The organism is Chryseobacterium salviniae, assembly GCF_035819015.1.
In the GTDB taxonomy this organism is placed as follows: Bacteria; Bacteroidota; Bacteroidia; order Flavobacteriales; family Weeksellaceae; genus Chryseobacterium; species Chryseobacterium salviniae.
Genome location: NZ_JAYLAA010000064.1, coordinates 38,463 through 51,839, shown reverse-complemented (window position 1 = coordinate 51,839; position 13,377 = coordinate 38,463). Strand labels below are relative to the sequence as shown.

The following is a 13,377-nucleotide window of genomic DNA, read 5'->3' as shown; positions in this document are numbered from 1 at the left end:
GGACGCATAAGAAACCCGACGGCAAAAATCCCCGCAGTATTTAGCAGCTGTGCGGTCATATCAGAATCGGGAAAGAATGAATTTGAAAAGTAAATGGCAAATGCTGCGTAAGCATACCAATCGTACCATTCAACAAGATTTCCGATGGATCCGCCTACAATAGCTTTGATTCTACCGGAAGTTGTAATTTGAGAAGTTTTCATACCGGAAAGATATTTCTTTTTCGATATATGGAAAAGATGCTTTGGTAAAAATTTTCTTTAAAATATAATGAAGGTAATCTGAATTATCAGTACGAAAACTTTAGTAAGTATGCTGATTATGGTAAATTTCGGGGCGGCGGCTTCGCCGCCGCCCCGAAATTATATTTTAAAAGGAGTTTCGTTTATTCTTTAATGAGTTGTTCAAAAACAGTGGATCCGTCTTTTAAAGTCATTTCAAAATAATAATTACCGGATTTCAGATCGGAAATATTGATTTCCTTACCATCCAATTTCATGGTTTTTATTTTTCTTCCCGTAGCTTCAAAAATGTTTACTGATCTTATTTTTTCTCCATTTTTAATGCTTACCGTTTCTTTTGCCGGATTTGGATATAAAATAATGTTTTTGTTTTCCGCAGTTACTTCATCCGTTGCCAATACGGAAGTTCTGGTTAACGTTGCATAATCTCTCAACGCACCGTGATTTCCTATGGCTAAATTTCCGGCTCTTCTTGCGTAGAAAATATCAATACTGGTATTATCATTGGAGATTACAAAATCTCCCGAACCACCTGTTAAACTTCTTGTTGCAATAATAGTTCGAGTGCTTCCGGATACGGTGTTGGAAGTAACCGTCCAGTCTTGTGAACCGTCGGCTGAAGGAGTTACTCCTATACCATTAAATCCATAATCTCTGTTGGCAGAAGAATTATAAATAAAGCCGTCTGTACCAGATGCCATTCCATTGTTTCCGAAACCTATTGCCAACATTGAATTGCTGTCACCCGTTAAAGTCAAAGTAACGGTTGTAGGATTGGTAACGATTTTTACCGTCATGGAGGCGGTGGGTAAATTCACCGTACCTGTTGAGAAAAACTGTGCTCCGAGCGAAGATGCCAGAGCCATTGATAATGTGAGTAGAATTTTTTTCATATATTAATTTTTTAAGAGATTAATTATTTCTTTATTATTGGTCTGCAGGGCATATTCAAAAGGAGTCATTCCCTGTGAATCTTTTACGGTTTTATCAGCTTTGTATTTGAGGAGCAGTTCCGTCAGCTCTTTATTTCCAAATTTTACGGCCCAGAACAACGGCGTTACACCATTAGCATCCGGGACATTAGGATCGGCATTATTTTTCAGAAGATATTCTACAAGATCCTTATTGTATTTCACGGCAAGTCCCGAAAGTGCGGTTCCGTCTCCGCTTTTGTAGTTTACATCTTTTACATGATCTGTCAGAAATTTGGCAACTTCAACATTTCCTCTGTAACAGGCAAGAATGAGTGGTGTAAAGCCGCTTTCATTGGTTTGATTGATGACATCAGAATTCTCTTTCATCAGTTCTTTCACTTCTTCAATAGTTCCTGTACGGGCAATATCAAAAATTGATTTTGCTTTGTCCTGGGCCATTGTAAACGTGAATCCCAGAAACACAGTTAATAGTAATATCAGCTTTTTCATTGTTTTACCAAAACATAATTATATTCAACATTCACCGTTTCGGCAACCTTTTTTGTAACCATTTTAGGGATTGTGACCTTATGATCAGCAGCCTTAACTGAGAATTTTCCACTTAAATAAATTTTCCCATCTTTGGCATACATTGTTGCGGTTGATGTGTATGCCTTTGCCACTCCATGAAAATTAAGGGTTCCCTGTACGGTATATTTTTGAGGGGAAGCAGAAAGTTTTGACTTATCAAAATTTACAATTTTACCGGAGAAGGTAGTCTTCGGAAATTTAGCCGTTTCTGCGTAGCTTTCATTGAAATGCTCTTCCATCAGTTTGGTTTTGAAATGAAAGTTTTTAACAACCGAAACCGATGCAATATCGCCATTGTCTGCATTGAGCACTACAACATTATTGTCGTCTTGTGCAAAAACGTCTTCAAAAAGCGGAACCGATGCTTCGAAGGTTACCTTTCCTGTTTTAGACATATACTTCTGGGCAAAAAATAAATTACCGGATATTATTAATATAATGAGTATGGCCAGCTTTTTCATAATATTTTTTTTAATTTTCAGAAAGACCATCGGTTTTCCATTTAGTGATGATGTTGATTTGTGAGGGTGATAAACTTCCGCCCTGAGGCATTTTCAGCGGATCTCCGTTGGGCCTGCTGATGCGGTCTATAATATTATCGATATTATTTTTAACCTCGGTATAATTGGTTAAAGCCAATACACCGGGAGAATGGCAGCTTACGCAGTTGGCATCAATAATAGCTTTAACATCCTTGTTGTAGGTAACATTTTCTGCAACAGGAGTATTATCAGAAATCTCTTCATAGGTTCTGCTTTCACATGCAATTAATAATATTGCTGATGAAATGATATAAATACATTTTTTCATATTAAAAAACTCTATAAAGATTAAACCCGAAGAAAATCTGTCCCTTTTTCCACTTTCCTGTTGCATTGGTAAGATAGCCGATATCTGAATTGATTTGTGAATTGGTAAACAACAGCTGGAAAACATGCCCGCCGGTTTCAATATCCATCCCAACTGAAAGAGGATTTTTATAGAAGCTGTGGCTATCAAAATTCACGAAATATTCTGCGTTGATGGATACCCTTTTTGAAATCTTGTATCTTCCTCCGAGACCTGCCAGAAACTGATCTTTATCTTCAATGGCAGGTTCATAGAGATTCTTATGAATATAGGACGGTGTCAACTGCAATGAAAAATTATCATTAAATCTTCTGGAAATTAAAGCCTGGGATAGATAGGAAAGCCTGTCTGCAAACCTGATGTGAGGATAATTGTCTTTACTCAGTTCTGTATTCACGGCCAATACATTATATCCTACAAGGTCAACCGGGAAATTATCATTCTGCCTTGCTAATCTGTATTTTACGCCTCCTTCAAAAGTTTTCTGATTGGTTTCTCTTGATAAATTTAAGGAAAGCCATTCTGTAGCTCCGTAGATAACTCCAAGCTTGGTAGAAGCATCATCAAGCCCGAAAAAATCTTTGAATCCTTTGCTTACGTCACCGAAACGGTGTGCAACAATGATGTACCATTCTTTTTTTGCGGGAAGCTTCGTAGATTGCCCTGTAACAATCTGCAGTGCCTTAAAAGCAGGCTGGGAAGTGTCTGTGTTTTTTGTTTGAATGGTGTCAATATCTTTCAAAAGGTCATCCTGTGCAAAGGTGAAGCCTGATATTAATACTGACAAAAATAATAAAGTTTTTGTCATACAATTTCTATTATAGTTTATATGACAAACTTAGATACTTATGGTATCAAAAGTACGTGATAAAAGTCACCGAGCGGATTGTTTTTATCAATTAAATTGTTAAATTAATTAAATACAATGTATCAGCCTTGTGTAACATTTTCATTTACAGGCAATTTTATACCTTCTTTTGTTTGTGAAATTTCGCCTTCGTTTTCAATTTTTTTCAGGACGCGGCTTACCACTTCTCTTGAAGTACCAAGGTTGTTTGCAATTTCCCGATGGGTAAGTTTGATGGGATTGCACCCTGTAATGGAAATCTGCTGCTTAATATAATTTAAAACTCTCTTATCAAGCCTGTGGAAAACAGCATCATTTACCATGCTCATTACGTCTGAAAATCTTTTGTCGTATTCATGATAAAAAACACGGTTGATTTGAGGATATGCAACCAGCCATTCGTGGATTATTGATATTGGAATCAGCATTATTTGAGAATCTTCTTCTGCAACAGCATACACCCTGCTGATACAATCTGTAAAGATGGAAGAAAATGTCATCAGACAGCTGTCATTAGTTCTGATATAATAATAGATAAGTTCACGGCCGTCATTCAATGTAAAAACTCTTACAGACCCTTTAATGAGAAAGGGTACGAATTTGTTCTTCTGACCTTCACGAATAATTTCAGTCTTTGCCTTCACTTCCGTGACGACTGCAGTTTTATTAAGCTCGCTTAAAAATTGTTCGCCCAAAAAACCAAATTTACTGCGAACAAACTGATTATTTATCATATCTTAATACCATATCTTGAAACAAAGATATAAAATTGTATATTCCGTTTTTTATTTTTTGATCTATTAACAAGATTTATAAATAAATAGAAAATTACCAGTAATATTGTATTTCAGCTGATACTAATTCACTTCACAAAGCATTTTTACCATTTAATAGCAATATTTCATCATAAAAAAAATGCCCCATAAAAATGGAGCACTTCTGTATGATTATGAGTAAATCTTAAGCGTTTACGTTGTTTCCTCCTAATACGAAAGGTTCAACTTCTTTGATTTCTCCGAATTGCTGCTCATAGTTAGCAATATTTTGTTGAAGAGCAGAAAGTACTCTTTTTGCGTGAAGCGGGGCAAGAATTACTCTTGATCTTACTTTTGCCTGCTGTACACCCGGCATTAACTGGATGAAATCTACTACAAACTCAGATGGAGAGTGGTTTACCAAAGCTAAATTTGCATAGATCCCAGCTGCTACCATTTCGTTTAATTCGATGTTGATGTTTCCGTCTTGTGGGTTTTGATTGTTGTCCATTTGTTATAAATTATATTTTAAAAAATTCGAAATTTGAGATTGTGAAAGTATAAAAATAATTTCAAACCTCAAATTTCAAATTATGAATTTTAGTTAAGATCTTCGAATTCTTTCTTAGAACCAACGATTACATTCTGATATTCTTTAAGACCTGTACCTGCAGGAATTCTGTGTCCTACAATTACATTTTCTTTAAGACCTCCCAGATAGTCTACTTTTCCGGCAACCGCAGCTTCGTTAAGAACCTTTGTTGTTTCCTGGAATGATGCTGCAGACATGAATGATTTCGTCTGAAGCGCAGCTCTTGTAATCCCTTGCAATACAGGTGTTGCTGTTGCTGGCAAAGCATCTCTCACTTCTACCAAAGCCTGATCTTCACGCTTCAACTTAGAGTTTTCATCTCTTAATTCTCTTGCCGTAATCATCTGTCCCGGTTTGAATATTTTAGAATCTCCAGCCTCTACAACTACTTTCAATCCGAATACTCTGTTGTTTTCTTCCAGGAAGTCATATTTGTGTTCAAGCGCTCCTTCAAGGAATTGAGTATCACCTCCGTCAACGATGGATACTTTTGTCATCATCTGTCTTACGATGATTTCAAAGTGCTTGTCGTCAATTTTTACCCCCTGAAGACGGTAAACTTCCTGAATTTCGTTTACTAAATATTCCTGAACAGCCGTTGGGCCTTTGATTCTCAAGATATCGTCCGGAGTGATGGACCCGTCAGAAAGGGGCGAACCAGCTCTTACGAAGTCATTCTCCTGTACCAAAATCTGGTTGGATAATTTAACCAAATAAATTTTTCTCTCACCAGTTTTAGCTTCCACGATCAATTCTCGGTTACCTCTCTTGATTTTTCCGTAAGAAACTACCCCGTCGATTTCTGTAACCACTGCCGGGTTTGAAGGGTTTCTGGCTTCGAATAATTCGGTAACTCTCGGAAGACCTCCGGTGATATCCCCTGCTTTTGCAGATTTTCTTGGGATTTTGATTAAGACTTTACCCGCCTTAATTTTCTCACCATCGTTTACCATTAAGTGGGCTCCTACCGGTAAGTTGTATGCTTTCTGCTCAACTCCTTTAGAATCTACCACCTTCAAAGTAGGTACGGCTTTCTTGTTTCTGGATTCAGAGATTACTTTCTCTTCAAATCCTGTCTGTTCGTCAATCTCCAATTGGAATGAAACCCCCTGGATGATATCTTCATATTCTACCTTACCGGCAGTTTCAGCAATGATAACCGCATTATACGGATCCCATCTACAGATCACGTCTCCTTTCTTCACTTTATCACCAGGTTTTACTGCTAATATGGAACCGTAAGGTACGTTGGCCACCATTAATGGAGTTCTTGACTCATTATCGGCAACCAATCTGAATTCTGTTGAACGGGAAACTACTACTTCCGCTGTATTACCGTTTTCATCTTCAGAAGTAATGGTTCTTACTTCATCCATTTCAACGATACCGTCTCTTCTTGCAACGATGGATGGATTTTCGGATACGTTTCCTGCAGTACCCCCCTGGTGGAAGGTTCTCAACGTAAGCTGAGTTCCCGGTTCCCCGATGGATTGTGCTGCAATTACTCCTACCGCTTCACCCATGTGAATCATTTTACCTGTTGCTAAGTTTCTACCGTAACATTTTGCACAGATGCCTTTCTTAGCTTCACAAGTTAATGGTGAACGAACTTCAACAGCTTCTAATCCGGCTTCCTCGATTCTCTTAGCTAATGCTTCAGAGATTACCTGGTCTGCTTCAGCGATTAATTCATCACTTTCAGGATCGTAAATATTATGTAAAGAAACTCTACCTAAGATTCTTTCAGAGATTCTTTCAACAATCTCGTCATTTTTCTTAAGCGCAGTAACTTCTGTACCTCTTAAAGTTCCACAGTCGTCTTCTGTAACGATAACGTCTTGTGCAACGTCTACCAATCTTCTCGTTAAGTAACCTGCATCAGCCGTCTTAAGAGCGGTATCTGCAAGACCTTTACGGGCACCGTGGGTAGAGATAAAGTATTCCAAGATGGAAAGGCCTTCTTTAAAGTTGGCAAGGATCGGGTTTTCGATGATCTCCGCTCCGGTAGAACCGGCTTTCTGCGGTTTTGCCATCAAACCTCTCATCCCTGATAACTGACGGATCTGCTCCTTAGAACCCCTTGCTCCGGAGTCAAGCATCATGTACACAGAGTTGAAACCACCCTGATCCACTTTCATTCTGCTCATGATCATTTCCGTTAATCCGGCGTTGGTGTTTGTCCAAACGTCGATTACCTGGTTATAACGTTCTGTATCAGTAATAAGACCCATGTTGTAGTTGGCTCTAATTTCGTCTACAGCTTCGATAGATTGTGCAATCATCTGCTTTTTCTCAACAGGAACCACGATGTCTCCTAATGAGAAAGAAAGCCCTCCTTTAAATGCGTTTGAATATCCTAAATCTTTCATTGCATCCAGGAACTTCACTGTTGTAGGGAAGTCGGTTTCAGCAAGGATTTTACCGATAACGTTTCTCAGTGATTTCTTAGTAAGAAGCTCATTGATATATCCTACTTTTTTAGGTACAATCTGGTTGAATAAGATTCTACCCACAGAAGTTTCGATAAGTCTCGTAACGATTTCACCGTTTTCTTTGATCGGAAGTCTGCATCTTACTTTAGCATTTAAAGATACTCTGCCTTCAGCATAAGCGATTTCCGCTTCTTCAGGAGAATAGAATGCAAGGCCTTCACCTTTCACTTTCATATCTTCTGTAGAGCTTAATTCTTTAGTCATGAAATAAAGACCAAGAACCATGTCCTGAGAAGGTACCGTAATCGGAGAACCGTTTGCCGGGTTCAAGATGTTCTGAGAACCTAACATTAATAACTGAGCTTCAAGGATTGCTTCAGGACCTAACGGTAAATGTACCGCCATCTGGTCACCGTCGAAATCGGCGTTGAATGCCGTAGTTACCAACGGGTGAAGCTGAATCGCTTTTCCTTCAATCATTTTAGGCTGGAAAGCCTGAATACCAAGTCTGTGAAGCGTAGGTGCTCTGTTCAGTAGAACAGGGTGACCTTTCATCACGTTTTCAAGGATATCATAAACTACAGGTTCTTTTCTATCGATGATTCTCTTTGCAGATTTTACTGTTTTTACAATTCCTCTTTCAATCAGTTTTCTGATGATGAACGGTTTGTAAAGTTCCGCAGCCATATCTTTAGGAATACCACACTCGTGAAGCTGTAAGTTCGGACCTACAACAATTACGGAACGCGCAGAGTAATCTACCCTTTTTCCTAATAAGTTCTGACGGAAACGACCCTGCTTCCCTTTCAATGAATCTGAAAGTGATTTTAAAGGTCTGTTTGATTCAGATTTTACGGCTGAAGATTTTCTTGTGTTATCGAATAGTGAATCTACAGATTCCTGAAGCATACGCTTTTCGTTTCTCAAGATTACTTCCGGAGCTTTGATCTCCAATAATCTTTTCAAACGGTTGTTTCTGATGATTACTCTTCTGTAAAGGTCATTTAAATCGGATGTAGCGAAACGTCCCCCATCCAACGGAACCAATGGTCTTAATTCCGGTGGGATCACAGGAAGCACACGCATAATCATCCACTCAGGCTTATTGATCATTCTTGTATTGGCACCTCTTAATGCTTCTACAACGTTCAATCTTTTTAAAGCCTCAGTTCTTCTTTGTTTTGAACCTTCATTGTGCGCTTTGTGTCTTAAATCGAAAGACAATGCATCAAGATCGATTCTTTTTAATAATTCCTCAACCGCTTCAGCACCCATTTTAGCGATGAATTTGTTCGGATCGGAATCATCAAGATATTGGTTCTCAATCGGAAGAGTTTCCATAATATCAAGATACTCTTCTTCTGTTAAGAACTCCATGTTATCGAAATCTGAACCGTCTAATTTTTTAGCAATACCCTGCTGAATCACTACATATCTTTCATAGTAGATGATCATATCCAATTTCTTGGAAGGAATTCCTAAAAGGTAACCGATTTTGTTCGGTAAAGAACGGAAATACCAGATGTGAGCGATAGGCACAACAAGGTTGATATGCCCAATTCTTTCTCTACGTACTTTTTTCTCTGTAACTTCTACTCCGCAACGGTCACAAACGATCCCTTTGTAACGAATTCTCTTGTATTTACCACAAGCACATTCATAATCTTTTACAGGACCGAAGATTTTTTCACAGAACAAACCGTCTCTTTCAGGCTTATGCGTTCTGTAGTTAATAGTTTCCGGCTTAAGAACTTCCCCTCTTGACTCCTGAAGAATCGATTCCGGTGAAGCTAAACCGATGGTTATTTTATTAAATCTACTTGATTTATTTTTATTTGACATAATTTTTTCGGTTTAAGGTTTGATATTTAAAGTTTCAGGTGATGTCCCTTTAAATCAAAACCATTTAAATTAAATTTAGGCTAAAGCCAAATTGTCAATTTTATTTATATGGACGGGCTAAAGCCCGCCGCTATTGAAACATTATTAATTAACAAAAATTAATAATTACTCCTCCAATCTTACGTCTAATCCAAGACCTTGTAACTCGTGAAGCAATACATTAAATGATTCCGGAATACCTGGTTCTGGCATGGATTCACCTTTTGCAATGGCTTCGTAAGTTTTCGCTCTACCAATCACGTCATCCGACTTCACAGTAAGGATCTCTCTAAGGATATTGGATGCTCCGAATGCTTCAAGAGCCCAAACCTCCATTTCCCCGAATCTCTGTCCACCGAACTGAGCTTTACCTCCTAACGGCTGCTGAGTAATCAATGAATATGGACCGATAGAACGTGCGTGCATCTTGTCATCAACCATGTGTCCTAATTTCAGCATGTAGATCACACCCACTGTCGCTGCCTGTGTAAATCTTTCTCCGGTACCACCATCGTAAAGATAGGTGTGACCAAATTTAGGAAGACCTGCTTTCTCAGTATATTCAGTGATCTGATCAAGACTTGCTCCGTCGAAGATGGGTGTAGCGAACTTCAATCCTAATTTCTGACCAGCCCAACCAAGAACTGTTTCATAGATCTGACCGATGTTCATACGCGAAGGTACCCCAAGCGGATTCAATACGATATCTACCGGTGTTCCGTCTTCAAGGAATGGCATATCTTCTTCACGAACGATTCTCGAAACGATACCTTTGTTACCGTGACGTCCCGCCATTTTATCCCCTACATTCAGTTTACGTTTTTTAGCGATATACACTTTAGCCAACTTCATGATCCCTGCAGGAAGTTCATCCCCGATTGAAATTGCAAATTTCTCACGGTTTTTAACTCCTTGAATATCGTTGTACTTGATTTTGTAGTTGTGAATTAATTGTTTGATTAATTCATTTTTATCGTTGTCAACCGTCCAGTCTGAACCGCTAACGTTTACGTAATCTTCAACTGAAGTCAATAATTTGTGAGTGAACTTCACGCCTTTACCGATGATTTCCTCGTCAAGGTCATTTTTCACTCCCTGAGAAGTTTTACCGCTTACCAGCGTATTTAATTTTTCAATTAAAGTATTTCTCAAATCATCAAACTTAGCTTTGTAAGTGTTTTCAATTTCTTCAAGCTTAAGTTTTTCCTCAGTTCTTTTCTTTTTATCTTTAATGTTTCTTGAGAACAATTTCTTGTCGATCACAACACCTCTTAATGATGAATCTGCTTTTAATGAAGCATCTTTCACATCACCGGCTTTGTCACCGAAAATCGCCCTTAAGAGTTTTTCTTCAGGAGTCGGGTCAGATTCACCTTTTGGAGTGATTTTACCAATCATGATATCTCCAGGCTTCACTTCGGCACCGATTCTGATCATACCGTTTTCGTCAAGATCTTTGGTAGCTTCTTCAGAAACGTTCGGAATATCTGCTGTAAGCTCTTCCATACCTAATTTGGTATCACGAACTTCCAGAGAATATTCATCTACGTGAATTGAAGTAAACCAGTCTTCACGAACTACTTTTTCGTTGATTACGATTGCATCCTCGAAGTTGTATCCTTTCCAAGGCATGAACGCAACCACTAAGTTTCTACCAAGGGCCAATTCTCCTTTTTCTGTAGCATAACCATCGCAAAGCACCTGTCCTTTTTCCACTACATCACCTACTCTTACGTTTGGTCTTAGGGTAATGGTTGTACTCTGGTTGGTTTTTCTGAACTTAGTTAAGTTATATGTTTTCGTAGCAGACTCAAACTGTACTAAATCCTCATCTTCGCTTCTTTCGTATTTGATAACGATTTTATCAGCATCTACATATTCTACAGTTCCTGTACCTTCGGCGTTAATTAAAATTCTTGAATCTCTTGCGACCTGCTGCTCAAGCCCTGTACCCACAATCGGAGCCTGTGGCTTCAATAGAGGAACTGCCTGACGCATCATGTTTGATCCCATCAATGCACGGTTCGCATCATCATGTTCCAGGAATGGAATTAATGAAGCGGAAATACCGGAAATCTGGTTTGGCGCAACGTCGATAAGGTCAACCTGATTTGGTTCAACTACGGGATAATCACCATCCAGTCTTGCAATAATTCTGTCTGTTTCAAAGTCTCCGTTGTCGCTTAATTCAACGTTTGCCTGAGCAATTACTTTAGATTCTTCGTCTTCTGCATTTAAGTAGATAGGATCTGCGTTAAGTTCAACTTTACTATTTTCTACTTTTCTGTAGGGTGTTTCGATGAAACCAAGCCTGTTGATTTTAGCATAAATACCTAAAGATGAAATCAAACCGATGTTTGGCCCTTCCGGAGTTTCGATCGGACAAATTCTTCCGTAGTGGGTATGGTGAACGTCTCGTACCTCGAAACCTGCTCTTTCTCTTGATAAACCTCCAGGCCCTAGTGCAGAAAGTCTACGCTTGTGCGTAATTTCTGAAAGCGGGTTGGTTTGGTCCATGAACTGAGAAAGCTGATTGGTACCAAAGAATGAGTTGATGACTGATGTTAAGGTTTTAGCATTAACAAGATCAAGCGGAGTAAAGATTTCGTTATCTCTAACGTTCATTCTTTCTTTGATTGTTCTTGCGATTCTTGAAAGACCTACGCCAAACTGTCCTGCTAATTGCTCTCCAACCGTTTTAATTCTTCTGTTGGACAAGTGGTCGATGTCATCAACTTCAGCTTTAGAATTTACCAATTCGATCAAGTGCCTTACGATCGCTATGATATCTTCTTTGGTAAGAACCTCAGTGGTCGTAGGAATATTAAGACCTAATTTTTTATTCAGCCTGTAACGTCCAACTTCCCCTAGTGAATATCTTTGCTCAGAGAAGAATAATTTTTCGATGATTCCTCTTGCTGTTTCCTCATCTGGCGGATCTGCGTTTCTTAACTGACGGTAGATATATTCTACCGCTTCTTTTTCAGAGTTGGTAGGGTCTTTCTGTAATGTATTCTGGATGATAGAGAATTCATTGCTGTTTTCTTTGTGAATTAAGATTGATTTCACACCAGCATCAAGAATAAGATCTAAATGTTCTTTTTCAAGGATTGTTTCTCTGTCTAAGATGATTTCGTTTCTTTCAATAGAAACTACTTCACCTGTATCTTCATCTACGAAGTCTTCGAACCAGGTGTTCAAAACTCTCGCAGCTAATGTTCTTCCTTCTACTTTTTTAAGGGCTGCTTTAGAAACTTTCACTTCTTCAGCAAGGTCGAAGATCTGAAGGATGTCCTTATCAGATTCATAACCGATTGCTCTTAATAAAGTTGTTAATGGTAATTTTTTCTTACGGTCGATATATGCGTACATAACGCTGTTGATATCGGTTGTAAATTCCATCCAAGATCCTTTGAAGGGGATAATTCTTGAATAGTATAATTTGGTTCCGTTTGCGTGGTATGTCTGCCCGAAGAATACACCAGGTGAACGGTGTAGTTGGGTAACGATAACTCTTTCGGCACCATTGATGATGAAAGATCCACTAGGAGTCATATAAGGAACCGGACCTAAGTATACATCCTGAACTACGGTTTGGAAATCTTCGTGTTCAGGGTCTGTACAATACAGTTTAAGCCTTGCTTTAAGAGGAACTGAATAGGTCAATCCTCTTTCCACACACTCATCGATTGAATAACGCGGAGAATCTACCAGATAATCCAAGAATTCCAGTACAAACTGGTTTCTGGAATCCGTAATCGGGAAGTTTTCCTGAAAAGTCTTGTAAAGACCTTCATTCGTTCTGTCTTCAGGAAGCGTATCCAGCTGGAAAAACTCTTTAAAGGACTCGATCTGGATGTCCAGGAAGTCAGGAGTAATAATTTTTCCTTTTGCTGATGAGAAATTAATTCTCGGCGTTCCCTTAGTTGTTGCTGTTGTTTTACTCATAAAACTTTTAAGAAAGGGTTAAAAAATATTTTGATTCATTAAAAAATATCAGAAAAAACAAGACAAGAAAAACATAAGGTAAAAGTGTTTTGGCGCTCACGAAGGACCTTCATCTTTAACTTTGCACTTGGCTCTTTCTAACTGCAACACTGGTATATCTTTTCACAGCGTAATGCAAAATATTTTTATTACTTTTGGGGCAGAAATGTCATAATATCTATATACAACAAAGCCCTTTCATTTTAATGAAAGAGTTGATTTATAGTATTTTATAGAATTATAAACAATTTTTCGCGCCAAAAGAGAATGCGAATTTACGAAAATTT

At 38.5% G+C, this 13,377-nt stretch carries 9 protein-coding genes and 1 pseudogene; all 10 read right to left on the bottom strand.

Features of this window, described 5'->3' with window-relative positions; all coding sequences use genetic code 11:
• Nucleotides 1–203: pseudogene (locus tag SOP96_RS18605) on the bottom strand (alpha-ketoglutarate transporter); the annotation flags it as partial.
• A gap of 182 nt (nt 204–385) precedes the next feature.
• Nucleotides 386–1,135, bottom strand: a complete 750-nt coding sequence (locus SOP96_RS18600) for a DOMON domain-containing protein (RefSeq protein ID WP_326322377.1) — start codon at nt 1,133–1,135, stop codon at nt 386–388.
• Nucleotides 1,136–1,138: 3 nt separating this feature from the next.
• Entirely contained in the window at nt 1,139–1,666 is a 528-nt protein-coding gene (locus SOP96_RS18595) for an ankyrin repeat domain-containing protein (protein ID WP_326322376.1), read from the bottom strand.
• Nucleotides 1,663–2,208: a YceI family protein gene (locus tag SOP96_RS18590; protein WP_326322375.1), complete on the bottom strand. Its 546-nt coding sequence runs from the start codon at nt 2,206–2,208 to the stop codon at nt 1,663–1,665. The genes SOP96_RS18595 and SOP96_RS18590 overlap by 4 nt, the downstream gene beginning before the upstream one ends.
• A 10-nt stretch (nt 2,209–2,218) precedes the next feature.
• Nucleotides 2,219–2,557: a c-type cytochrome gene (locus SOP96_RS18585; protein WP_326322374.1), complete on the bottom strand. Its 339-nt coding sequence runs from the start codon at nt 2,555–2,557 to the stop codon at nt 2,219–2,221.
• A 1-nt stretch (nt 2,558) separates the two neighbouring features.
• Nucleotides 2,559–3,404 carry a DUF5777 family beta-barrel protein gene (locus SOP96_RS18580; protein WP_326322373.1) on the bottom strand — a complete coding sequence of 282 codons (846 nt, stop codon included), beginning with the start codon at nt 3,402–3,404 and terminating at the stop codon, nt 2,559–2,561.
• A 122-nt stretch (nt 3,405–3,526) separates the two neighbouring features.
• Nucleotides 3,527–4,138 carry a Crp/Fnr family transcriptional regulator gene (locus tag SOP96_RS18575; RefSeq protein WP_326322372.1) on the bottom strand — a complete coding sequence of 204 codons (612 nt, stop codon included), beginning with the start codon at nt 4,136–4,138 and terminating at the stop codon, nt 3,527–3,529.
• Between the two features lie 265 nt (nt 4,139–4,403).
• On the bottom strand, nt 4,404–4,709 hold the full coding sequence (locus tag SOP96_RS18570) for a DUF3467 domain-containing protein (protein ID WP_029295596.1): 306 nt from the start codon (nt 4,707–4,709) through the stop codon (nt 4,404–4,406).
• Between the two features lie 89 nt (nt 4,710–4,798).
• A complete protein-coding gene (gene rpoC / locus SOP96_RS18565) occupies nt 4,799–9,064 on the bottom strand; it encodes a DNA-directed RNA polymerase subunit beta' (protein WP_326322371.1) in 4,266 nt (1,421 codons plus the stop codon).
• Between the two features lie 165 nt (nt 9,065–9,229).
• Entirely contained in the window at nt 9,230–13,051 is a 3,822-nt protein-coding gene (gene rpoB / locus SOP96_RS18560; protein WP_326322370.1) for a DNA-directed RNA polymerase subunit beta, read from the bottom strand.
• Between the last annotated feature and the right edge of the window lie 326 nt (nt 13,052–13,377).

Coding starts and splice junctions, on each gene's coding strand:
- rpoC (WP_326322371.1), bottom strand. CDS start 9,064: ATGTCAAATAAAAATAAATCAAGTAGATTTAATAAAATAACCATCGGT.
- SOP96_RS18595 (WP_326322376.1), bottom strand. CDS start 1,666: ATGAAAAAGCTGATATTACTATTAACTGTGTTTCTGGGATTCACGTTT.
- SOP96_RS18590 (WP_326322375.1), bottom strand. CDS start 2,208: ATGAAAAAGCTGGCCATACTCATTATATTAATAATATCCGGTAATTTA.
- SOP96_RS18585 (WP_326322374.1), bottom strand. CDS start 2,557: ATGAAAAAATGTATTTATATCATTTCATCAGCAATATTATTAATTGCA.
- SOP96_RS18600 (WP_326322377.1), bottom strand. CDS start 1,135: ATGAAAAAAATTCTACTCACATTATCAATGGCTCTGGCATCTTCGCTC.
- SOP96_RS18580 (WP_326322373.1), bottom strand. CDS start 3,404: ATGACAAAAACTTTATTATTTTTGTCAGTATTAATATCAGGCTTCACC.
- rpoB (WP_326322370.1), bottom strand. CDS start 13,051: ATGAGTAAAACAACAGCAACAACTAAGGGAACGCCGAGAATTAATTTC.
- SOP96_RS18570 (WP_029295596.1), bottom strand. CDS start 4,709: ATGGACAACAATCAAAACCCACAAGACGGAAACATCAACATCGAATTA.